At 56.6% G+C, this 22668-nt stretch carries 27 protein-coding genes; 14 read left to right on the forward strand and 13 right to left on the reverse strand.

The window, feature by feature from the left end:
• Positions 1 to 14: 14 nt before the first annotated feature.
• From AC07W5_RS07165 to AC07W5_RS07180, 4 genes are all read right to left on the reverse strand, one after another.
• Positions 15 to 473, reverse strand: a complete 459-nt coding sequence (locus tag AC07W5_RS07165) for a hypothetical protein (protein ID WP_495023088.1) — start codon at positions 471 to 473, stop codon at positions 15 to 17.
• Positions 474 to 526: 53 nt separating this feature from the next.
• The gene (locus AC07W5_RS07170) at positions 527 to 1171 is read right to left on the reverse strand and encodes a hypothetical protein (RefSeq protein ID WP_495023089.1); all 645 of its coding nucleotides are present in this window, start codon (positions 1169 to 1171) and stop codon (positions 527 to 529) included.
• Complete coding sequence (locus AC07W5_RS07175; RefSeq protein WP_495023090.1) at positions 1168 to 2067, reverse strand: hypothetical protein; 900 nt, start codon at positions 2065 to 2067, stop codon at positions 1168 to 1170. The genes AC07W5_RS07170 and AC07W5_RS07175 overlap by 4 nt, the downstream gene beginning before the upstream one ends.
• Positions 2068 to 2403: 336 nt before the next feature.
• The gene (locus tag AC07W5_RS07180; RefSeq protein ID WP_495023091.1) at positions 2404 to 2811 is read right to left on the reverse strand and encodes a helix-turn-helix domain-containing protein; all 408 of its coding nucleotides are present in this window, start codon (positions 2809 to 2811) and stop codon (positions 2404 to 2406) included.
• Between the two features lie 101 nt (positions 2812 to 2912).
• On the opposite strand from AC07W5_RS07180, the gene AC07W5_RS07185 reads away from it, so the two are divergent.
• The 7 genes from AC07W5_RS07185 (at position 2913) to AC07W5_RS07215 (ending at position 7675) form a co-directional block, all read left to right on the forward strand.
• Positions 2913 to 3164, forward strand: coding sequence for a helix-turn-helix domain-containing protein (locus AC07W5_RS07185; RefSeq protein WP_495023226.1), 252 nt, complete (start codon positions 2913 to 2915; stop codon positions 3162 to 3164).
• A 40-nt stretch (positions 3165 to 3204) separates the two neighbouring features.
• A complete protein-coding gene (locus AC07W5_RS07190; RefSeq protein WP_495023092.1) occupies positions 3205 to 3678 on the forward strand; it encodes a YmfL family putative regulatory protein in 474 nt (157 codons plus the stop codon).
• Entirely contained in the window at positions 3675 to 3965 is a 291-nt protein-coding gene (locus AC07W5_RS07195) for an Ogr/Delta-like zinc finger protein (RefSeq protein ID WP_495023093.1), read from the forward strand. The genes AC07W5_RS07190 and AC07W5_RS07195 overlap by 4 nt, the downstream gene beginning before the upstream one ends.
• The gene (locus tag AC07W5_RS07200) at positions 3962 to 4333 is read left to right on the forward strand and encodes a hypothetical protein (protein ID WP_495023094.1); all 372 of its coding nucleotides are present in this window, start codon (positions 3962 to 3964) and stop codon (positions 4331 to 4333) included. Before AC07W5_RS07195 ends, AC07W5_RS07200 begins: the two co-directional genes overlap by 4 nt.
• A 74-nt stretch (positions 4334 to 4407) precedes the next feature.
• A complete protein-coding gene (locus AC07W5_RS07205; protein ID WP_495023095.1) occupies positions 4408 to 4641 on the forward strand; it encodes a hypothetical protein in 234 nt (77 codons plus the stop codon).
• Positions 4642 to 4647: 6 nt separating this feature from the next.
• A complete protein-coding gene (locus AC07W5_RS07210) occupies positions 4648 to 7368 on the forward strand; it encodes a toprim domain-containing protein (RefSeq protein ID WP_495023096.1) in 2721 nt (906 codons plus the stop codon).
• Positions 7369 to 7399: 31 nt separating this feature from the next.
• Positions 7400 to 7675 (forward strand): pyocin activator PrtN family protein, encoded by a 276-nt coding sequence (locus AC07W5_RS07215; protein WP_495023097.1) that lies wholly within the window; start codon positions 7400 to 7402, stop codon positions 7673 to 7675.
• Position 7676: 1 nt separating this feature from the next.
• Here the strand turns inward: AC07W5_RS07215 and AC07W5_RS07220 are convergent, their stop codons facing one another.
• Positions 7677 to 8801, reverse strand: coding sequence for a tyrosine-type recombinase/integrase (locus AC07W5_RS07220; protein WP_495023227.1), 1125 nt, complete (start codon positions 8799 to 8801; stop codon positions 7677 to 7679).
• A gap of 102 nt (positions 8802 to 8903) precedes the next feature.
• Here AC07W5_RS07220 and dusA point away from each other — a divergent pair, with 102 nt between their 5' ends.
• The gene (dusA, locus tag AC07W5_RS07225; RefSeq protein WP_495023098.1) at positions 8904 to 9914 is read left to right on the forward strand and encodes a tRNA dihydrouridine(20/20a) synthase DusA; all 1011 of its coding nucleotides are present in this window, start codon (positions 8904 to 8906) and stop codon (positions 9912 to 9914) included.
• A gap of 178 nt (positions 9915 to 10092) precedes the next feature.
• Complete coding sequence (tal, locus tag AC07W5_RS07230; RefSeq protein WP_494992279.1) at positions 10093 to 11019, forward strand: transaldolase; 927 nt, start codon at positions 10093 to 10095, stop codon at positions 11017 to 11019.
• Positions 11020 to 11260: 241 nt separating this feature from the next.
• Here tal and rssC read toward each other — a convergent pair whose 3' ends face one another.
• Positions 11261 to 11743: an anti-sigma factor antagonist RssC gene (rssC, locus tag AC07W5_RS07235; protein ID WP_016968051.1), complete on the reverse strand. Its 483-nt coding sequence runs from the start codon at positions 11741 to 11743 to the stop codon at positions 11261 to 11263.
• Entirely contained in the window at positions 11743 to 12924 is a 1182-nt protein-coding gene (gene rssB, locus AC07W5_RS07240) for a two-component system response regulator RssB (RefSeq protein ID WP_495012606.1), read from the reverse strand. Before rssB ends, rssC begins: the two co-directional genes overlap by 1 nt.
• 276 nt (positions 12925 to 13200) lie before the next feature.
• Between rssB and AC07W5_RS07245 the strand changes: the two genes are divergently transcribed.
• Complete coding sequence (locus AC07W5_RS07245) at positions 13201 to 13500, forward strand: PilZ domain-containing protein (RefSeq protein ID WP_494992281.1); 300 nt, start codon at positions 13201 to 13203, stop codon at positions 13498 to 13500.
• Positions 13501 to 13560: 60 nt separating this feature from the next.
• Here the strand turns inward: AC07W5_RS07245 and AC07W5_RS07250 are convergent, their stop codons facing one another.
• Complete coding sequence (locus AC07W5_RS07250) at positions 13561 to 14247, reverse strand: MlaA family lipoprotein (protein ID WP_494992282.1); 687 nt, start codon at positions 14245 to 14247, stop codon at positions 13561 to 13563.
• A gap of 205 nt (positions 14248 to 14452) precedes the next feature.
• Between AC07W5_RS07250 and pcrP the strand changes: the two genes are divergently transcribed.
• Positions 14453 to 15079 (forward strand): HAD superfamily inactivated hydrolase PcrP, encoded by a 627-nt coding sequence (pcrP, locus tag AC07W5_RS07255; protein WP_494992283.1) that lies wholly within the window; start codon positions 14453 to 14455, stop codon positions 15077 to 15079.
• A 122-nt stretch (positions 15080 to 15201) separates the two neighbouring features.
• A complete protein-coding gene (locus tag AC07W5_RS07260) occupies positions 15202 to 15465 on the forward strand; it encodes a DUF4404 family protein (protein ID WP_489075281.1) in 264 nt (87 codons plus the stop codon).
• Between the two features lie 187 nt (positions 15466 to 15652).
• On the opposite strand, the gene queF is transcribed toward AC07W5_RS07260, so the two are convergent.
• Both queF and copI read right to left on the reverse strand, forming a co-directional pair.
• A complete protein-coding gene (gene queF, locus AC07W5_RS07265; RefSeq protein ID WP_495023099.1) occupies positions 15653 to 16483 on the reverse strand; it encodes an NADPH-dependent 7-cyano-7-deazaguanine reductase QueF in 831 nt (276 codons plus the stop codon).
• A gap of 69 nt (positions 16484 to 16552) precedes the next feature.
• Complete coding sequence (gene copI / locus AC07W5_RS07270) at positions 16553 to 17134, reverse strand: copper-resistant cuproprotein CopI (protein ID WP_495023100.1); 582 nt, start codon at positions 17132 to 17134, stop codon at positions 16553 to 16555.
• Positions 17135 to 17288: 154 nt separating this feature from the next.
• Between copI and AC07W5_RS07275 the strand changes: the two genes are divergently transcribed.
• Both AC07W5_RS07275 and AC07W5_RS07280 read left to right on the forward strand, forming a co-directional pair.
• Entirely contained in the window at positions 17289 to 17969 is a 681-nt protein-coding gene (locus AC07W5_RS07275; RefSeq protein ID WP_494992286.1) for a heavy metal response regulator transcription factor, read from the forward strand.
• Positions 17969 to 19327, forward strand: a complete 1359-nt coding sequence (locus tag AC07W5_RS07280; RefSeq protein WP_495023101.1) for a heavy metal sensor histidine kinase — start codon at positions 17969 to 17971, stop codon at positions 19325 to 19327. The genes AC07W5_RS07275 and AC07W5_RS07280 overlap by 1 nt, the downstream gene beginning before the upstream one ends.
• A gap of 84 nt (positions 19328 to 19411) precedes the next feature.
• On the opposite strand, the gene AC07W5_RS07285 is transcribed toward AC07W5_RS07280, so the two are convergent.
• From AC07W5_RS07285 to AC07W5_RS07295, 3 genes are all read right to left on the reverse strand, one after another.
• On the reverse strand, positions 19412 to 20656 hold the full coding sequence (locus AC07W5_RS07285; protein ID WP_495023102.1) for a lipoprotein-releasing ABC transporter permease subunit: 1245 nt from the start codon (positions 20654 to 20656) through the stop codon (positions 19412 to 19414).
• Between the two features lie 66 nt (positions 20657 to 20722).
• Positions 20723 to 21406 carry a lipoprotein-releasing ABC transporter ATP-binding protein LolD gene (gene lolD / locus AC07W5_RS07290; protein ID WP_494992289.1) on the reverse strand — a complete coding sequence of 228 codons (684 nt, stop codon included), beginning with the start codon at positions 21404 to 21406 and terminating at the stop codon, positions 20723 to 20725.
• Positions 21407 to 21413: 7 nt separating this feature from the next.
• Complete coding sequence (locus AC07W5_RS07295) at positions 21414 to 22664, reverse strand: lipoprotein-releasing ABC transporter permease subunit (RefSeq protein WP_495012609.1); 1251 nt, start codon at positions 22662 to 22664, stop codon at positions 21414 to 21416.
• Positions 22665 to 22668 lie beyond the last annotated feature (4 nt).

Below are 22668 nucleotides of genomic sequence, written 5' to 3' on the forward strand. Positions count from 1 at the left end.
AAGTCGCAGGCACTCTACTCAGAGAAAACGGAGATGGTCGTACCCCCGCCATCTCTGGTGAACGCTTGGCATTCAATGGCCAGCCCTTTTTGCTCGACCGTTGCGATCTCACCACTGTCCTTGATCGCCTCTCGGCGACATTGCTTCGTAAACTTGACGACATCGGCAGCTGGCCACGCGGAAACCAGACTGCCGGCACGTCCCACCAGATCATAAAACTGTTCATCCGGCTTTGGGCCATCCCAAGAGACTGCAATATTGGGATTGCCGAGTGCGCAGCTGACCGACAGGGTGATACTTGGCCCGTCACGGTATTCTGTCATTTGATTGCTTGGTGACTGCTTGACTTGGGTTAGATGCCTTTCTTGCTGTAGCCCGGCAAGAATCGTTTCGCAGGACTCTGCATGAGCGGCTGTAGATAGAGTCAGCAGGACTAGGCTAGCGCCAATTCCCACCCAAAAATCAGTTTCCATAACGACCTTCTCTAAATCGTTCGTTGATGCGTCAAGTTCAACCTATGCAATCATCAACTGGGGCTAGATATTAGTTTATAGACTCTTTTAACTATCATAAGTACCGTCAAAAGCAGATTTAGGGAAAAGAAAATAGATACCGAAATAAGGGCCGCCTTGTAATCAATATCAATTTGCATTCCCGCCATGCTCACCGCAGCGTATGCATCTTTGAGCAAATAAGAAACAATCCCCGTCGCAATCGAAAACAGAGAGATCAGAATCGCATAGGAGATATTCGACAACAACTCACTTAGAAGTTGTGCATGTCGAGAATAGTGCTCATACAAAGCACTGCCCCGAATTGAACTCGTTGGCTCGACCATCAACTCTGCAAGCGAAGTTGCTTCTAGATTTGGCGACTTCGTATATTTAACATCGAACACAGTTAGCTTCTCTTGAACTCGTTTATTTTGGTCGTAAACCAAAACCAATAAATTTAGAAGCAAACCTGCAAAAATAGACGAAACCGACATCAATAAATTTATGAGGCCGGACTTATCTGAGATTCCAAGCCAATAAAACAACCCAGACAACACGAAAGGAGCAACAATAAAAACAAAAAAATCAGACCAATCTATCTTCTTCTTTTCAGCATCATAGATAGCAGCTATTAAATGCTTTCGAACAATAAAACCGATCTTGATTTTCTTACTCATCTTGAGACCTTATCTATGAATTCCTTCATTAAGATATTAGCATAATTATGCAGCCCCTTTCGATCTGGCGCCCCATCTATTATATCAACATTGTCTTCGGTGATTTCGATCGCCGCAATTGGGTCGCTCATTTTTAACGAAACTATTTTCTTACGGCCGTTTGATTCAATAACTGCACGAACGTCAGTAGAGATCTTACTCAATATTTCAACCGGACTATCTCCGCCGTTTGCAGCTTTCGACTGGAGAAATGAAAAAGATCCAAATCCACCACCTCTCTTCGGCTTAATAACAAACTCAGTACGATCAACATCAAGCTGATCAGCAAGATCACCAGCTAGATCTACATTGTAATTTGATAAACGTAGCTCTTTCACACTTGAGTTATCAAGCCACTCCTTTATTGTTTTCTCATGAGAAAGAGGAGACATCCTAACATTAAGATCTATTTGCAGTTTAAAATAAGCATTAAATTTCTCGATGAAAAATGATTTAATACCTCGATTCCCGGCACTATGCAACAATGCAACAGCTGTTTTACCGTTGCTAGGCACACAGAAATTGAAGTAGAAAAATCGCACATCCGAATCATCATGCTTTTTATCGTAGGTCTTCGCTTTGTTTGCCAGGCTGTATATGGCACCAGGAATACCGTACTCACCATACTCAACCCAACCATAAACACTGCGATCTTTACGATGCAACTCTGTAACCCGTATGGTTTTTTTAGTTTCCACATCATCATGTACGTTATGAGTTAACGACTTGAGAAAGGCCTCAATAAAATCCAAGAGATCTTTTGAGCGGACACTATCTAAAACGTGGTACTTATCAGGAATATCTCCCGGCAAATATTTGTCAAATATCTTAAGCGAATACGGACGAAAAGAATGCATACTTCCCCTACAAATAAAATATTATCAGCCAAACTAAGCGTGCAACCACCAAAGTACATGCGCGCGCCCCGAAACGTTCTCTTTCTTTATTGCATTGATGCACAGAAATTCAATTGCATTGAGAGTACCAACTTCCAAACCCCTGCTGGCTTCAGCCAACGCATCAGGAAAAGAAATTGGAAGCGGTACGAGAGAGAGGTCTACATTCAGCATAAATCACGTCCATATGTTGGCTTGAGGCCACGTAACTCGGCACCTCGCCAGCGCTATAACCTAGCTGTAGCGGCTGGATCTCCGGCGTCCCTGTCTGACTGATCCGTTCTTAATGGGTACAGATTATGCTGGCCGTTTGGTATCGGCAAGGGCTTGAGTCAAATCCTTTAGGCGCTGCTCGACATCCATTAGGCGTTTCTTTTCCTCAGCAGCGCTTTGTATCTCCCGCTTACCTGCCTCACCCAACGAGCGAAACAATGCCAGGATCATTTCTTCTTGGGCGTTAGCTGCCGGATTTTCGAAAGCCGCGCCTGAAGCACCGCGAAGCATTGCCCCTTCTCCGGTGAGCAACCAATCTGAAGAAACACCCAATCGGGAACTTATCCTACGAAGAGCTTCCGCATTGGGTTCACGTAACCCAAGCGTGTAGTTCTGCAACGAACGGTAAGGGATACCGCATATCTCTGCAGAGTCTTTGATCTTTAGACCTTTCGCCTGGATTGCTTCTCGCAAGCGCTGAGAAGTTTCCATTTGAACATCTTTATTCGTTGACATTTCCAATTGGGTGCCTATCATTACGTCATATGAGTACATCTTAACCAAGTAGGAACACATCAACCATGAGCCAAGCCATGGAAAAGCGCCAGATTCAAGCCCGATTGATCGAACACGGCAGCAACTTCCGCCAATTCGCCATCAGTCACGGCTATGAGCCGCGCACGGTGACCCAGGTTGTGCAGCGCTGGGCTGGTCACGACACGCTGCCTCGCGGTCGATTGTCGTTCCGCATCCTGCGAGACCTCTCCAGGATGATTGGCAAGGAAGTGCTCCCCGGCATCCTCGTGGATTCTGCTGAGCTGAGTTCTGAACCCGAGGCTGTATGAATCAACTGTAGGGGCGATGACTCCAGGGAGAAACCAGAAGATGAAACGCCCAATTCTAACGACCAAGCGGCAAGTGATGAGCGCAGTAATCTGCGACTACCCCGGCGGACGCGAATGCGCTGCCGCCCGGCTCGGGTATGAACTCAAGAAGTTCGATAACCATGTCTATGAAAACGCCGGTAGCCGGCCTTTAAGCGACGAGCAGATTCATCTACTCGAGCAAGACGCTGGCACCACCCACCTCCCCGAGTACATCGCTGCCCTGTACGGCGGCATGTTCGTGCCGCTGGCCAAGCCCGAAACGCTGGATAACGTCGATCTCTACAGCCGATCAGTGAATGCGGCGGCTAAGCGCGGTTACGTTGATCAGATCATTGCCAAAGCTCTGGAAGACGGAGTGGTTGAGCCGGGTGAAGCCGAGGCAATCCTTGGCTCTCACCACCGCTACATGTCTGCGCGCCATTCTGAAGTGCTGGCCACCATCCAGCTGCACAGCAAGGAGCGCAAACATTGAGCACTTACAAGCTGGTTTGCCCCCACTGCCACGGCCGCATGCGTATCCGCACCAGCGAAGGCACGCACATTTTTCTGCGGGTGGCTTACCTGCAATGCACTAACGAGGCCTGTGGCTGGTCAGTGCGGGCCGAGTTCGAAATGACTCACGAGATGAGCCCCAGCGGCATGGCCAATCCCAGCGTAAAGCTGCCCATTGCTGACATCGCTTTGCGCCGCGCCGCAATGAAGACCGCCGACGATCACCCCGACCTGCTAGACCAAATGGAACTGGAGCGTGCGCTATGAACCATGAGCAACTGACCCACGACTATCGCAGCAGCATGCAGCGAGCGGCGTTCGCCTATCTGCGACGCCACGAAGCGCAATACCTGATCGATTCGGATCTGCTGTACGACAACTGCGTCAGACATATGACCACGGCTCTTGAAGTGCCGGTGTTCATCGCTCAGCAGCTGGTGCATAACGCCTGGACTGAATTACAAGTGATCAACCGGCGCAAATGGATCGGCGTCGATTGGGGCAGTGGCCCCTGTTGCACGGTGGTGCACCTGATCGACACCCGCGCCGATCTGCGTTATCCGGTCCCGGCACGCCTTCTCCCCCGCAGGCTGCTCGCCCAGCGCGATTCCGCGCACAAGCAATCCCCTCAGTAAGCCCCTTTTAAACGTTCTGCCCTACCCCGACTCCGTGGGTTTGGGTGAGCTTTGCCCGAAATCCGAGGTGGACCATGGAAATCGATGTCGCCATCACCGCAAAACTGACCCGAGAGCAGGCCGAAATCCTGCTCCAGACACTGCGCATGCAGTACTCGGTGCAGTTCAACCAGTACTGGTATGACGATCGTTTCCGCTTGGTCCCCGAGGGTATACGGCATGGCTCGTTGCTCGCGGCCTTCCCGGTGATGGCTGCGCAAAAACGCCTGATGGGCGCCCTTAAATACAGCCTCGGCGATGTGAAGTAAGCCCCGATGAAAATGGAACACGCGTTACGCGCCGATGTCTTGCAACGCCTGGAGTCCGACTACGGTCTGAAACACCGTGCGAGCACCGACTACATGCGCGGCGGTAAATGCCCCGCCTGTGGCAAAAAAGAGCTGTACACCCACTATTCCAACCCATGGCTGATCATTTGCGGTCGCGAGAGCAAGTGCGGCCAGAGCTGGCATGTCAAAGAGATTTACGAAGACCTGTTCGGCGACTGGAGCAAACGCGCACCAGCAACCGACCAGCACCCAACCGCAACCGCACGCGCCTACCTGGAGTTTGCCCGGGGTTTTCGCCTTGATCTGATTCAGGGGTGGTTTACTCAGGAAACCTTCTTTTCCCGCGAACTGAATATCGGCAGTGCAACAGTGCGTTTCGCCCTGGACAAAGGCGGCTACTGGGAACGGCTGATTGACCGACCGCACCGCTTCGGCAAAATGAAAGCTCGCTTCAAGCCAGGTGAAACTTATCGTGGTGTGTGGTGGTGCCCACCGTGCATCGATCTTCTGAACGTCAAAGAGCTGTGGATCGTCGAGGGCATTTTCGACGCCATTGCACTGGCACATCACGGCATCGCCGCTGCGTCGGCCATGTCGTCCAACGCCTTCCCCGAAGACTCCTTGAAAGAGCTGGCACGCCTGCGAGGTGGCAAGCTGCCCAAGCTGATTTGGGCGCTGGATAACGAGCCTGGCGCCCATCGCTACACCAAGCGCTGGGTGCGTATGGCCCGCGCCCTCGGCTATGAATGCGAAGCGGCACAGATCCACCAGCCAGACAGCCGCAAGGTTGACTGGAATGACCTGCACCAGCGTTGGCAGTTTATCGACGACAGCGAGCAGCGTGCCGAGCAGATCTATAACGACCTGAAAGCCGCCCGCCACTATGGCGCCCTGCTGATTGCTGAAAGCGCCGCCGAGAAAGGCGTGCTGATGTACGAATGGCGTGAACGCCATGAGTTTCACTTCGGGTTCGAAAGCCGGCTGTACTGGTTCAAGATGGATTTGGAGAAATTCAACAAGGCCATGCAGGCGCTGGAGTCTTCCGAGCGTCACGAAGATCAGTTGCTCAATGACAAGCAGCGTCGGGATAAGGCCTTGCGTCAGTGCGGCGGCGTCGTGGAAATCGCCAACTGCTACCCGCAGGCGCTGTACTTCCAGCGCAACGAAGTCACCGACGAGTCCTGGTACTACTTCCGCGTCGATTTCCCCCACGACGGCGGCAGTGTCAAAAACACCTTCACCGGCGGCCAGGTCGCAGCAGCCAGCGAGTTCAAGAAACGCCTACTGAGCATGGCCGCCGGCGCGGTGTTCACCGGCAGCGGGCAGCAGCTCGACAAGATCATGAAAGACCAGCTCTACAGCCTGAAAACCGTGGAGACGATCGACTACGTGGGCTTCAGCAAGCAGCACGGCGCCTATGTGTTCGGCGACCTGGCGGTGCGCAACGGCATCGTCAGTGAGGTGAACAAAGAGGACTTTTTCGAGTTCGGCAAGCTGCGGCTGAAAACGCTGCAGAAGTCGATTGCGATGCATATCCAGCGTGACAGCAAGGAGTACCGCTCAGACTGGTTGCCAATGCTCTGGACCTGTTTTGGTGCCAAGGGTGTGGTGGCGTTGGCCTTCTGGTTTGGCTCACTATTCGCGGAGCAGATTCGGGCCAAATACAAGTCCTTCCCCTTCCTCGAGGCCACGGGCGAAGCCGGTGCCGGCAAGACCACCCTGCTCACTTTCCTCTGGAAACTGCTGGGCCAGGAGAAAGAGGGTTTTGACCCCTCCAAATCGACCCGCGCTGGCCGCCAGCGTGCCATGGGCCAGGTGTCGAACATGCCAGTGGTACTGATCGAGGGCGACCGCAATGAGCCTGATAAAGCTCATGCCAAAGGCTTCGACTGGGATGAACTGAAGGATTTCTTCGGCGGCGGCACGCTCGGTACTAAGGGGATGAAAACCAGCGGTAACGAGACCTATGAACCGCCGTTTCGCGGGACGATCGCAATCAGCCAGAACGCCGATGTCAGCGCGTCCGAGGCCATCCTGACCCGTATCGTCAAATTGCACTTTGCCCGCCCTGAAGTCACCACAGAGAGCCGCACAGCCGCCGACAATCTGAACCTGATCCCGGTCGAGCAGTTGAGTCACTTTCTATTGCAGGCTGTCCGCGCGGAACCGCAGGTGATGACGAAGTTCGCTGAACGGGTGCTGATCCACGAACAACGCCTGCGCCAGCTCAAAGACATTCGCGTCGAACGGATTATCAAGAACCACAGCCAGATGATGGCCTTGGTCGATTGCCTGTGCCTGATCTGCCCACTGGATGAAAACCAGTTGGTCAGCACTCAGCAGCAACTGACCGCAATGGCTCTGGAACGCCAGGCCGCAATCAGCGCTGATCACCCACTGGTGGCCGAATTCTGGGAGGTCTTTGAATACCTTGAAAGCCTGGGCGAAGGTCCGCAGGTGAACCACAGCACTGACCCGAAACTCATCGCCATCAACCTCAACGAGTTCGCCGAAAAGGCCAGTGAGCATCGGCAAAACCTCGCCGACCTCAAGACGTTGCGCGCCTTGTTGGTCGAAAGCCGCAGTCACAAGTTACTGGAGGTCAACAAACCCACATACAGCGCGGTTCGGGCTTCGCAAGCGGCTGGCAACGCGATGTTCAACAAACCTACAACTGTGCGCTGCTGGGTGTTCCAGAGCGCTTAAGCAGATCACCCCCTGTTAAAGGAAAAGCACAATGAAAACGCTGTTCGTCCTCATGGCCCAATACAATGGTCAGGTGGTCATTCCCCTGGACCGAGTCTGTAAGGACTATTTCACTCACCTCACCACTGACATGTTCCAGCGCAAGGTGATGGCAGGACAGATAAAAATCCCCATTACGCGCATGGAAGCGAGCCAAAAGAGCGCCAAAGGAGTTCACATCACCGACCTTTCCGAATACCTGGATGCTCAGCGCGCTGCTGCCGTTAAAGAAAACAATCAGTTGAACAGCGCGCCACACAGCAGCTGAGCTACTTCAACGTCCTGGCGCCCAATTTCACGGGCGCCTGGATGATCTTCTCCAGCCACGACCAGTCTGCATAATGGTCACCTCTCCCACGCAAATGGGTGTAACGCCGCAACGAGTTCCAGTCCCGGTGCCCTGACACACTCGATACCCGCGGGATATCCCAATCCATTTCAAACAGCCGGCTCACTCCGTCGTGGCGCAGATCGTGGAAGTGCAAATCCTCAATCTCCAGGAGTTTGCAAGCCTTCGCCCACGAAGTCGAGATAGACGCGGAGTTGTAGGGAAAGACTTCAGCGCACTTCTTCGGCATGCTCTGCAGAATGCGCCAAGCCTCATCCGGTAAATGACACCAAACATCATTGCCGATCTTCTGGCCCGGGTTCTTCATGTCGCGCACCATCACTCGTTTACCTGCTTCGTCGACGTCCGCCCAAAGAATGCGGGAGATCTCGTCTTGTCGGCGGGTTGAGAACAGCGCGAAGCCGGTAACCTTGAGCATGTTGATCGAGCTCGGGCGCCGCTGCAGGATGCCAACAAAATGCTCCAGCAACTTATCAAGCTCATCCTTTGTCGGCCGCCTATCCCTTTCGCGGCTTTTCATGTTGTAGCCGAGCTTCTTCAGGACTTTTCTCGCATCTCCCATGGCATGGATATCGACTTCATAGCCCCAGGCCGGCCGCGCAATCGATAGAACAGCACCAAGATGCGCCAGATCATTGCCGGCAGTCTGAGGCTGGACACCGCCACCCTCCTTACTCATGCGCCAAAGCGCATAGTCCACCAGCCGCTGACTATTGATGTCAGAGTCAACCATCTGGCCGAACTCGGTTTCAGCAATGGCGTTGAGCGTGGCTCGCTTGGTTTTACCCAGCGGTCGGACCTTCTCCATTTCCACCAGGTACTGCTCGATCATCTCCTTGACGGTGACACCCTTTCGGTTAGCTCGCTCGATCGCACCCGGCTGATCAAGCTCTGCCTCACGTCGCCGCACCCAGGCTTGAGCAGCCTGTTTTCGGGCGAAGGTCTGACTCTCTTGGTAGACTTGCGCTCCGTCGCGAAACAGGCGTATTTGTGCTGTGTAACTGACTGAGCCATCGGTGCGTTTTCGTGCTCTGATCGTTGCCATAGTCGACTGGTACAATTCCGAAAGTGATTGGTACATTGTACCAGTGCTCCTCAAAAAACGCCTTTTTACCCCCTAAAATCGGCCTAGAACACGTAGAGCGAAATGGTACAGAAATCAGCCGCATCCCCAGTATACTCAAGCTCTACAGTGTCTAGACGCTTCAGCGTGGCCCCGATGATGGATTGGACCGATCGCCATTGCAGATTTTTCCTACGCCTGCTCTCCAGGCATGCCCTGCTCTACACCGAGATGGTCACCACCGGCGCGCTCCTCAATGGCGACCATGACCGTTTTCTGCGTCACAACGAAGCCGAACATCCACTCGCCCTGCAACTGGGCGGCAGCGTCCCGGCGGATTTGGCGGCGTGCGCTCGCATGGCTCAGGAGCACGGTTACGACGAGGTCAATCTCAACGTGGGCTGCCCAAGCGACCGGGTGCAGAACAATATGATCGGCGCGTGTTTGATGGCCCATCCTGCTTTGGTGGCGGATTGTGTGAAGGCGATGCGCGATGCGGTGTCGATTCCGGTGACGGTGAAGCATCGGATCGGGATTAATGGTCGCGACAGTTATGCCCAGTTGTGTGATTTCGTCGGTCAGGTGCGGGATGCCGGTTGTACGAGTTTTACCGTGCATGCGCGGATTGCGATTCTGGAGGGGTTGTCGCCGAAGGAGAACCGCGATATTCCGCCTTTGCGGTATGACGTGGCGGCACAGTTGAAAGCGGATTTCCCGGAGCTGGAGATTATTCTCAACGGCGGGATCAAGACCCTTGCGCAGTGTCACGAGCATTTGCAGCGGTTCGACGGGGTGATGCTGGGGCGCGAGGCGTATCACAACCCCTATGTGATGGCTGAGGTGGATCAGCAGTTGTTCGGCAGTACGGCACCAGTGATTTCCAGGGCTGAGGCTTTGGCGCGTTTGCGTCCTTATATTGCTGAGCATCTGGCGGCTGGCGGGGCGATGCACCATATCACTCGGCACGTACTGGGGCTGGGCACGGGCTTTCCGGGAGCCCGGCGTTTTCGGCAGTTGCTGTCGGTGGATATCCATAAGGCCAAGGAGCCTTTGGCCTTGCTGGATCAGGCTGCGCAGCTGCTCGAAGGTCGGTAGATCTCAGGCATGTTGAACCTGCCGGCTGATTTGGCATCGAAATTATCTGAATGACGCCCCGCTATTCAAACATCTGTTTTCAGGTTGTTGCGGTCGGGGCCGTCGTTAAGCATAACTGCCCTTGAGTGGCTGTCAGCGCTCGGGTAATGTCAACAGACTCACAGGACAGAGCACGCCAATGACTTCCAAGCTGGATCAACTCAAGCAGTTCACCACCGTTGTTGCCGATACTGGCGATTTTGAAGCTATCGCTCGCGTCAAACCGGTGGACGCTACCACCAACCCTTCGCTGCTGCTCAAAGCCGCGGCCATTCCAGGTTATGCCCAGTTGCTGAACGACTGCGTCAGCGACTGCAAGGGCGATGTCGGTCTGGCCAGTGATCGCTTTGGCGTGGCGGTTGGGCAAGAGATTCTGAAAGTGATTCCAGGGCGTATTTCCACTGAAGTGGATGCGCGCCTGTCGTTCGATACCGACGCTGTGTTGAAACGCGCGCACCGTCTGATCGAATTGTATGAAAAGGCTGGCATTGGCCGCGATCGCGTACTGATCAAGATCGCTTCTACCTGGGAAGGCATCCGCGCCGCCGAAAAGCTGGAACGCGAAGGCATTCAGTGCAACCTGACCCTGCTGTTCTCCTTCGCCCAGGCCGTTGCCTGTGCCGAGGCCGGGGTGTTCCTGATTTCGCCGTTCGTAGGCCGCATCTACGACTGGTACAAGAAGGCCAACGGCAACGACTACACCGGCGCCGATGATCCGGGCGTGCAGTCGGTCACCCGCATCTACAACTACTACAAAGCCAATGACTACAAGACGGTGGTCATGGGTGCCAGCTTCCGTAACCTGAACCAGATCGAGCAATTGGCCGGCTGTGATCGCCTGACCATCAGTCCTGAACTGATCGAGAAACTGGCCGCCGATAACGGCAAGCTGGAACGCAAACTGGCGCCGAGCCATGCTGGCGAAGCGCGTCAGAGCCTGACCGAAGCGCAGTTCCGCTGGGCTTCCAACGAAGACGCCATGGCCACCGAAAAACTGGCTGAAGGCATTCGTCAGTTCGCTCGCGACCAGGAAAAGCTCGAAGCGCTGCTGCAAGCCAAGCTTTGATCTGATTCAGCGTGATGCAAAAAGGGCGAACCCTGGTGGGTTCGCCCTTTTTTATGCGGTTTGGCGGCGAAGACTGCTGGCTTCGCGCTGAGGGATTTGTCGAGTGTTATGCCGCTATCGCGGGCACGCCCGCTCCCACAGGGGATCGGTGTCGGATCGCGCTGGTGTGATCGACGCAGGACTCGTGTGGGAGCGGGCTTGCTTGCGACGGGGCCGGACCAGCGCTCACCGCTTCAGGGGATCAGTGACGCTCCAGGGCGTTCACCAAGTCGTGGAAAGCTTCGCGATTGGAGTCGTTCAGCCCCATGAGGATCTTGTGCGCTTCGAGCACTTTGATCCGCACCACTTCTTCCGACTGATCCTGGGATGGCAGGTCGGTCAGGCATTCCGGGCACGGAATCGGGCGATCTACGATGTTGAACACCTGATCGAAGCCCATCGACTGCAAGAGCCGGGTGATGTCTTCGTGGGTGGTAACGACAGTCGGCAAAAGGCCGACCTTTTGCCGCGAAAGGATCGACAGTTTGGCCAGCAGGCCAAGTGTCGTGCTGTCGATGCTGCGGGTTTCGGTCAGATCGATCACGATCGCTGAAAAATTCAGCGCGGTGAAGATCCTCTCAATAGTCGCATCCAACGCCGAACAAAGGGTCAGGCGAACTTCACCGATGAACTTCAGGACGAAGGTGCCGTCCTGCTCGGCGAACTGGATTCTACCGGTACTCATTAAAGATTCCTGCTCAACACCAACAGGGCGATATCATCCGGCATCTCCCCTAGCGTGGCCAATCCAAAAACCTGCCGCAGACCATCCAGGCTGCCGCCCGCCGTTCTCACCCTTTCAGGTAAGGCGGCCTCTTTCTCTTTGAGTGTCTGCTCGGGCAAAAGGTCCAAAATACCATCGGACATCAGCGTCAGGCTGAATGTCGGCGGCAATTCCAGTACGCGATCTTCGTAGGTGGCTTCATTGAACAAGCCCACCGGCAGACCACGCCCTTCCAGATAGCAAACACTGTTTGGGGTGTACAACACAGGCAATGGCAGGTGACCGCCAATGCTATAGGTCAACAAACCCGTCTCCTCGTCGATGACGCCACCGACCATCGTGACATGTTTGCCCAGCTTACAGCTGATCAGGCCTCGATTGATATGACCAAGGACTTCCGAAGGCTTGAACTCCGGCAGGGTGCCGTTGCGCTTGGACTCGAACAACAACCGCGTGGTCATGAATTTCAACAGCACCGTCACGAATGCTGAAGACGCGCCATGACCGGAAACGTCTGCCAGATAAAACGCTACCCGACGCTCGTCGACCCGAAAGTAGTCGACGAAATCACCGGATAGGTACAAGGACGGAATGATCTGGTGCGCAAACTGAAACTCGTCGATCGACCAAGGGCTGACCGGCAGCATGTTCATCTGCACCTGGCGCCCGGCGTTCTGGTCTTCCTGCAGCAGATTCAGGCTGGCTTCGAGCTCGCGATTGGCGGCTTCCAGCTTTTCGCGGTAGCGCTGGTTTTCCAGCAACAGGCGCGCGCGATCCAGTGCCCGGCGCACTGAGTGCTCGAGCACTGCCAGATCTTCCAGGGGCTTGATCAGGTAATCCGCCGCCCCGAGACGCAAGGCCTCGACAGCATCGTTCATGACGCCGGCGCCCGAGACAACGATCACCGGTGTTTGGGGAGCACGGTCAGTCACCTGACGAATCAACTCGAGTCCGCCCATCTGCGGCATACGCAGATCGCAGATCACCAAGTCGGGCTTTGCTTGCTCGAATACCTTAAGACCCTGCATGCCATTACTGGCTTGAAGGACGCTGAATCCACTGTCTTCCAAATAGGCCGCGAGGCTCGCGCGTACTACTTCGTCGTCATCGATTATCAGCAGCGTGGCACTGGTTTTTTGCATGTGGGCAAACGGCGCCAGAATTAGGTTGGCGTAGGTGGCGAGGCATTGGCCGGGCTCACACTACTGGATTCGCTTTCTAGCCTCTCCGGGTCGCAGACTTTTGAGCTGTTGCCCTACTCGCGCGTTAATCAGAGGTGCCCTTCTAAGGCGCAGACGGTACTCCCATCCGCGGGGCGTTTCAAGCTCATGCGGATGGTCGCTTGACGTCTTTACACCGCAAATCACCGGGAGTTATAAGAACAAGCAAATCCGTAACAGAATCGAAGGACAGAGCCCATGAGTCAAAATGACCGTGACTACAGCGAAAAACGTGACTACATCCGCATGCGGGTGGATGCCGAGGTCACCCTGATCCACGCTGGCCAGGTGATTCCAGCGGTCTGCGTGGACCTTTCCAGCAGCGGTATGCAAGTCCAGGCTCCACGCTCATTCAAGGTGGGCGACAGGCTGAAGGTACGGATTGACTCTGAACATGCCGCCCTCAAAGGTCTGGAAGCCGACACAGAGGTCGTCTGGATTAAAGAACAGGACGGCGGCAGTCAGAAACTTGGTTTTACGATCCTGGAGATGAGTTAATCCGGGACACAAACACAGAAGGCGGCCACGTGGCCGCCTTCTGTGTTTGCAGAGTCAGGCTTAAAAATCGTCTTCGACCTTGCCATCCTTGACTTTGAACTCGCGGTTCTGCAGGAAGGCATTGCGGATAAACACGTATTTGTCGCCACTGATCAGCTTCTCGGCCGACAGCAGGCTGGCGCGGGTATCGATCACATCCAGGCCGTATGCCATATTGCGCGCCGGAATGTCATTCATATAACGGTAGGGTTTGGTGTAGCTGTCCACGTACTTGGAGGGTGCATCACGCAGAGTACTCGGACCAAAGAACGGCAGCATCACGAATGGACCGCTGCCCACGCCCCAGTGGCCGAGGGTCTGACCGAAGTCTTCATCGTTGCGCTGCAGGCCCATTTTGGTGCCCAGATCGAAGAACCCGGCCACGCCAAGCGTGGTGTTCATCAACAAGCGCGCGGTGTCGACGCCAGCAGCGCGAGGCTTGGCCTGCAAGACGTCGTTGGCCAGGTTGCCAACGTCACCGATGTTGCGGAACATGTTGTGGATGCCGTCTTCGAGGAACTGCGGCGTGATTGCCTCATAGCCCTGCGCCAGGGGTTTAAGGGCATAGGTATCAAGAAAATCGTTGAACCGGAAAATCGGCCGGTTGATGCTTTCCCAAGGGTCTTCTTCCGAGGCCTGAGCCACAAATGGAACCAACATGATACTGGTACACACACAAAGCTGAGCTAGACGATTGCTCCAGCGCATAGCAAAAACTCCTTGGATGGTTCTGGCGCGGGCGCTATGCCCTGGCGGTAATCGGGCTAGTATAAGGTGGAACTACCTGATTAGGCAGCATCCCTCCAGAGGAGTCTTGCAACAGGACTCGGTTTTGCCTTTTTCCATTCATACGGATGTCACTCAACTGTCATCGGCAACGGCTAGCCTGCGATGCTATTTCAGGGACGTTGATATGCCGCACGCTGAAGCCTTACCCGTAGCTGCTCCAGCCCTGACTGCCGTACTTTTTGGCCTCAGTGGCTGCCTGGTCGATTTCGGCGCCCGGACGCGCCAACACAGCGCCGACCAGCCGCCCCACGAACCCGCCAATGCCACCCCGGGAGCACTGGATATCCTGCACAGCTTGCAACGCCAGGGCGTCCCCTGCGCCTGGCTGGATGAGCTGCCGCCCGGGGTCAGCCACTCCCTCGCGGCATCGCTGCCGGACTGGATCAAACCCACCCACAACACCGAAGCAGCCCGTCAATGGCCGGCCCCTAACGCTTGCTGGCAGGCGTTGATGACGCTGAATGTCAGTCGCCTGGATGGCTGTGTACTGGTCAGCGGTGAACCACGCTTGCTGCAGTCAGGACTCAACGCCGGGCTTTGGACTATCGGCCTGGCATCATGCGGCTCACTGTGCGGGCTGGCACCCAGCGAATGGCAGGCTTTGAGCCAGCAAGAGCGCGAGCGCAAACGCGGCAAGGCAACGCTGCAACTGTTCAGTCTCGGCGTACATTCGGTGATTGATCACCTGGGCGAACTCACCACCTGCCTGGCGGACATCGGCCTGCGGCGACTCAAGGGTGAAAAACCCTGATCGAGCGATCTTGATCGAGATCATGCACGCGGCGATGGAGTGGATTACTCTAAGGTCAGGGTATGGATCTTTAGGCCTGTGCCGCGATCCATACCTGTGCCTATCAATAAAGGGAGAACGCCATGCCTGCCCGCGAATTGCAAGAACAGCTCAATACCCTGCGCGAGCAATTGGAGCAAAACCCACCGCTTTCGGAAGCAGAACGCGCCGATCTGCAATTGCTGATGCAACAGATCGAGCTTGAGCTCGAACTTGAGAAAAAAACTCAGGGCACCAACCTGGCCGATGGCGTAAACCTCGCCGTAGAACGCTTCGAAGTTGATCATCCCGCGATCGCCGGCACCTTGCGCAATATCGTGCTCGCGCTAGGTAACATGGGAATCTAGACACCCCACATACAAAAGCCCCGCTCTTGAAGCAGGGCTTTTTCATTTTTGCGGAATTGAATGCAACCTGGCGAACACCACCAACCCAATGTGGGAGCGGGCTTGCTCGCGAAAGCGGACTGACATTCAACATCAATGTTGAATGCTATGGCCCCTTCGCGAGCAAGCCCGCTCCCACATTAGATCTTTATTGGCGGACCAATCGGTGGTTGGGCAGTTGTACCGCCTCAGTGCTGCGGTACGGATTGATATCCAGACCGCCACGGCGCACATAACGCGCATAGACCGTGAGTGTCTCCGGTTTCAACAGGCGTTGCAGGTCGAGAAATATCCGCTCCACGCACTGCTCGTGAAAGTCCGCGTGTTGACGGAAACTCACCAGATAAGCCAGCAGGCTCGCGTGATCCAGCGCTGCGCCGCGATAGTGCACGGCAACGCTGCCCCAGTCTGGCTGACCGGTCACCGGGCAATTGGATTTAAGCAGATGGCTGTGCACACTCTCCTCGATCACCTGCGAATCGTCGCAGCGCAGCAGTTCTGGCCGCGGCTGCTCGTAGTCGCGGACGCTGACATCAAGCTCATCGATGCAAACGCCCGGCAACCCGGCCACGCCTTCAGCCTGGACTTCGCTCAGACTGCGAATCCGCACGCCCACCGGCTTGCCGGCCGCAATGGACAAATCTTCCTGCAAGGTTGCTTCAAGGCTTTGGCGATCGGCAAACGGCGTCTGGTTCAGCGAGTTGAGGTACAACTTGAAGGACTTCGACTCGATGATGTTCGGCGAATCTGCCGGAATGCTGAACTCGCCGATCGCCACCACCGGCTTACCGGACGGCAGCAACCAAGACAACTCAAAGCAATTCCAGAAGTCCACGCCCTTATACGGCAGGGTCTCGGCGCTCAAGCCCAGCTCGGCCCATTTCGCCGCGCGCGGGATCGGAAACAGCAAAGACGGGGTGTAGGTAGAAATGTATTCACTGGACTTGCCCAGCGGCGAGTGTTCGGCTGCGGGATGCATGGCGGAAACCTGACTGAATAAACCCGATAAGTCTACCAGCCTTTGCTCCCGCCTTTGAGTGTGAAGCGCTTACTGGGCGACGCTAATCTTGCCGACCATCCCTGCCTGATAGTGACCGGGGATGTTGCAGGCGAACTCCAGATTGCTCGCTTTGCTGAAGGTCCAGGTCAATTCGGCGGTTTTACCCGGCTCTACCAGTACACTGTTCGGGTCGTCGTGCCTCATGCTCGATCCATGATCCATACCAGCCATCGAACCGTGGTCCATCGCTGCGTGATCCATGGAGCCAGACGACACCGGCGCGCTGTTCATTGCGCTCGGAGTCAGCATGCCGCTCTGCTGCATCTGGAGCATTTCCTGCTGGTGCCTGGCATGCATCGCCGCGTCGCCCAGGTTGAACTCGTGCAGCAGCTGCCCCTTGTTGACCAGCACAAAGTGCACTGTCTCACCGGCCTTGATATCCAGTGACTTGGGGCTGAAGGACATATCGTCCATTACCACTTCGACTGTCCGCGTGGCTTTCGCTGCAGGCGCAGGCGCGCCGAAGGCGTAGGTCTGTGCCGGTGGTGAGGCCCAGACGGGGAAGCTCAATACCAGCAGACAACCCGCCAGCACCAGTCGATTTCGTAAAAACCGTTTTCCCAAAAACATAGTCACGCTCCAACAAGATGAGGTTCAGCCTGTGGGAAACTCTAAAGCTGCATCGCTGCCAGCCAGCTGACTGCTAGATTACAACTTTGTCAGGTTACGCCGCGTTGCCACCGCCCACGGTATAAAGCTCCCGTCCGTTTGCCATGAGTCGCCCATGAAACTGCTGATCGTCGAAGACCAACTGAAAACCGGGCAGTATCTGCGCCAAGGGCTGAGTGAAGCCGGCTTTAACGCCGAACTGGTGGCCGATGGCACCACCGGTCAGCACCTTGCGCTGACCGGTGATTACGCGCTGCTGATCCTGGATGTGATGCTGCCCGGTCGTGACGGTTGGCAAATTCTACAAGCCGTGCGCAGCGCGGGCCTGGACATGCCGGTGCTGTTTCTGACCGCCCGCGACGCTGTGGAAGACCGCGTGCATGGCCTCGAACTCGGCGCCGACGACTACCTGGTCAAACCCTTCGCCTTCTCCGAACTCCTCGCCCGTGTACGAAGCCTGTTGCGCCGAGGCAGTGCCACGCCACAAGAAACCAGCCTGCAACTGGCCGACTTGCGCCTGGACTTGATCCGTCGCCGGGTCGAACGCAGTGGCCAGCGCATCGACCTCACCGCCAAGGAGTTCGCCCTGCTGGAGATGCTGTTGCGGCGCCAGGGCGAAGTGCTGCCCAAATCGCTGATCGCCTCGCAAGTGTGGGACATGAATTTCGACAGCGACACCAATGTGATTGAAGTGGCGATTCGCCGCTTGCGCCTGAAGATCGACGATGACTACACGAACAAATTGATTCATACCGTGCGCGGCATGGGCTACGTCCTTGAAGAGCGTCCTGTCTGATGCGCTGTCTTTCCCTGAGCAGCCGCCTGGCCTTGCTGTTTGCCGCCTGCACCGCAGTGGTTTCGTTACTGGCTGGCGTGCTCTTCAGTCGCGCCAGCGAAGGACACTTCATCGAACTCGATCAGCAATTGCTCGATGGCAAATTGATCGCATTGCGCAGTGCTTTGCAAGGTGCCGATGACCCGGCCCGTTTCGCTGATCGCCAAGCCTCGTTGCAGGATGAACTCAATCATCAACCAGACCTGGCGCTGCGCGTCAGTACTGCAAATGGCAGCGTCTGGTTCGACAGCTCAACCACCCTGCCCTCCGGCTTGCCAACCGAGCCCGGTTTGCACAGCCTGCAAAGCGCTGGCACTGCCTACCGGGTCTACAACGCGGCGCTGGAGCCGGGCAAGCCGGGCTCCCCACAGCTGACGCTGATGCTCGACATCACCCACCATCAACACTTCCTGCAACGCATGCAGCATTTGATCTGGTTGACCGTTGGCCTGTCGGCGCTCGCCACGGCGTTATTGGGTGCCTGGGCCGCACGCAGCGGTTTGCGCCCGCTACGACGTATGAGTGAAGTCGCCGCCAGTGTTTCCGCCAGTTCGCTGACCAAGCGCCTGCCCCACGATCAGATGCCAGCCGAACTCGCCGAACTGGCCCACGCGTTTAACGCCATGCTCGGGCGCCTGGACGATTCGTTCCAGCGACTTTCGGCGTTTTCCGCCGACATCGCCCATGAACTGCGCACACCGCTGTCGAATTTGCTCACCCATACTCAGGTCACCCTCACCCGACCACGGCCGCTGGAGGACTATCGCGAGGCGTTGCACAGCAATCTGGAAGAGCTGCAATGGATGGCGCAACTGGTCAACGACATGCTGTATCTGGCCAAAGCCGATCATGGCTTGCTGATCCCGAAACGCGAGCCCCTGGAACTGGGGGATGAGGCGGACCTGTTGCTGGAGTTCTTCGCGCCGCTTGCAGAAGAAACGCAAATCAGTCTGACCCGCGAAGGCAACGCACGCTTTACCGGGGACCGCAGCATGCTGCGCCGCGCCCTCTCCAACCTGCTGGACAATGCGCTGCGTTTTACCCCGGCGAACGGAGAGGTGCGGGTACGAGTTGTTGATCGACCCAAGGGCTTGAGCCTGAGCATCGAGAACAGCGGAAGCGCAATTGACCAGGCATTATTGCCGCGTTTGTTCGATCGCTTTTACCGGGCCGATCCGGCTCGCCGTGAGGGCAGCAGCGAACATGCGGGATTGGGATTGGCGATCACCCAGTCGATCATCCGCGCCCATGGCGGGCAGATTCATTGCGAGTCGGATAAGGGATGGACCCGGTTTGTGATTGAGTTGCCGAGAATCTGATCGTTCCTACGCTCCGCGTCCGCTTGTGACGCAGAGCGTCACGGGCTGCATGCCCACGCAGAGCGTGGGAACGATCAGAGGCCCTTACGAATATCTCAACGCATCCGCCGGCTGGATCTTCGACGCGCGCCAGGCGGGATACACCGTGGCCAGAAAGCTCAGGGCAAAACCGGCTGTGCAGATCAGCGCCACATCCACGCCTTGCAGTTCGGACGGCAGATTGCTGACGAAGTACACATCGGAACTAAAGATATGCTGGCCACTGACCCGCTCCAGCCAACCCACTAGCTCGCTCACATTCAACGCCGCGATCACCCCAAGAACGCCGCCGATCAAGGTGCCGACAATCCCGATCACGGTCCCCTGAACCATGAAGATCGCCATGATCTGCCGTGGCGTAGCGCCGATGGTGCGAAGGATCGCGATGTCCGCGCCCTTGTCGTTCACCACCATGATCAAGGTGGCGATGATGTTGAACGCAGCCACGGCGACGATCATCAGCAACAGCAGGCCGATCATGGTCTTTTCCATCTTCATCGCGCTGAACAGGCTGCCCTGGGTGTGGGTCCAGTCATCGGCCTTGTAGCTATCGCCCAGGCCGGTGGCGATGTCCGTCGACACTTGTGGAGCGGCATACAGATCCTTCACCGCCAGACGAACGCTTTGTACCTGATTGGGCTCCCAGTGCTGCATTTGCGCGGCGTCGGCGACGTGAATCAGCGCCATGGAGCCATCCAGCTCCGCGCCGACCTTGAACACGCCGACCACATTCAGCCGCTGCATGCGCGGTGTGATGCCACCCGGCGCGGTGCTGACTTCCGGCACGATCAGGGTGATCCTGTCGCCGACGTTCAAGCGGAAACGGCGCGCAGTGATTTCACCGACCACCACCCCGAACTCACCGGGCTTCAGGTCGTCCAGACGACCCTGCACGATGTGCTGGGCAACGATGGACACCTTGCCTTCCTGAGCCGGATCGACGCCGCTGATCTGGATCGGTTGCATCGAGCCCTTGTAGGACAGCATGCCTTCCATCTCGGTGAACGGCACCGCAGCCGTCACTTCGGGATTCTTCATGGCGGCAGCCGCCACCGGCTGCCAATCATTGATCGGATTGACGCCGACGATGGTCGCGTGGGGCACCATACCGAGGATGCGCGAGCTCATTTCGCGCTGAAAGCCGTTCATCACCGACAGCACCACGATCATCGCCAACACACCCAGGGCGAGGCCGATCATCGAGGTCATCGAGATGAAGGAAACAAAGCGATTGCGGCGCTTGGCGCGGGTATAGCGCGTGCCGATAAAGATCGATAACGGTCTGAACATTCGCTGGGGCACCGTATAAAAATAAAAGACCCGACGCGCTTTTCAGGCGTGCCGGGTTTCGGCCAATCAGATGGGCGTCAGGCGACCTTCCTGCAGGTGCAGGACGCGATCCATCTGGCGGGCCAGGTTCATGTCGTGGGTCACCACCAGGAACGCGGTGCGCATCGAGGTGCTGAGTTCCAGCATCAAATCCTGAATGCCCTGGGCGGTGTGGGAGTCGAGGTTGCCGGTCGGCTCATCGAGCATCACCAGCCCCGGCTTGTTCACCAGAGCACGGGCGATGGCCACGCGCTGACGTTCGCCACCGGACAATTCGGCCGGTTTGTGCTCCAGGCGATGGCCCAAACCGACGCGATCCAGCAAGGCCTTGGCCCGCTGACGGGCTTCGGGAATCGCCGTGCGACCGATCAACAGCGGCATGCAGACGTTTTCCAGCGCGGTGAACTCGGGCAGCAAGTGGTGGAACTGGTAAACGAAACCCAGCGAACGGTTGCGCAACAGGCCGCGGGACTTTTCGTTGAGTGCCGACAGCTCTTCACCGGCCAGCCAGACGCTGCCTTTGGTGGGTGTATCGAGGCCACCAAGCAGGTTGAGCAAGGTACTCTTGCCGGAACCGGAGGTGCCGACAATTGCCACACGCTCACCCGGGTGCAGCTCCAGCTGCAAACCGGACAGCACCACCACCGATTCCGGGCCTTCCTCGTAGGACTTACCCAGATCGCGGCAACTCAAGACTGCTTTAGTACTCATACCCAAATCACTCATAACGTAGCGCCTCCGCAGGCTGGGTGCGCGCAGCACGCCAGGCTGGATACAGGGTGGCGAGGAAACTCAGGACCAACGCCGCGCCGCAGACCATCAACACGTCTTCGGCCATCAGTTGCGACGGCAGGTAGTCGATGAAGTACACGTCAGCATTAAGGAATTTGTGCCCGATCAGGCCTTCGAGGGCGGAAATCGCGGCACTGACATTCAACGCGGCGAACATGCCGACCACGGCACCGATTGCCGTACCAACGACGCCGATCACCGTGCCCTGGACCATGAAGATCGCCATGATCTGTCCCGGTGTGGAGCCGAGGGTGCGCAGAATCGCAATGTCGCCTTTCTTGTCATTCACCACCATCACCAGCGTGGAAATGATGTTGAACGCAGCAACGGCCACGATCAGCAACAACAGCAGGCCGATCATGGCTTTTTCCATGCGGATGGCCTGATACAGGTTGCCGTGGGTGCGGGTCCAGTCACGAGCGAAGTAATGGTTCTCACCGAGCTTCTGGGCGATGTTCCACGCGGTGCGCGGTGCCTGGAACAGGTCGTCGAACTTCAAGCGCAGACCCTGTACCTGATCCGGCTTCCAGCGATGCAGGCGTGCCAGATCGTCAAGATTGGTCAAACCCAGGTAACCGTCCAGCTCACCGGCGCCGACATGGAAAATGCCGACCACCGTGAAGCGCTTCATCCGCGGGAACATCCCGGCCGGGGTCACGGTGACTTCCGGAGCGACGAAGGTCAGCTTGTCGCCAAGGCCCACGCCGAGTTTGGTCGCGGCCTTGTCGCCGATCACAATGCCGAAGCTGCCCGGCGCCAGGTCGTCGAGCTTGCCCTGCGTCATGAAGTTGTCAATGATCGAGACCTTCCGCTCCTGGGCTGGGTCGACGGCATTGAGCAGGACTTTCTGCACCTGACCGTTGTTGGTCAGCAAACCCTGCATCTGGGTGAACGGCGCAACCGCCTGCACCTGCGGGTTTTGCTTGACCTTGGCGGCCAGGCTTTGCCAGTCGCCGATGGGTTCATCGGATTCGATGGTCGCGTGAGGCACCATGCCCAATACACGGGTGCGCATCTCATGATCGAAGCCATTCATCACCGATAACACGACGATCATCACGACTACGCCGAGGGCGAGTCCGATCATCGATGTCAGGGAAATAAATGACACAAAATGATTGCGGCGTTTTGCACGGGTATAACGCGTGCCGATAAATACGAAGAGAGGTCTGAACATGTCG

Source organism: Pseudomonas sp. GW821-FHT01E05 (genome assembly GCF_059422425.1).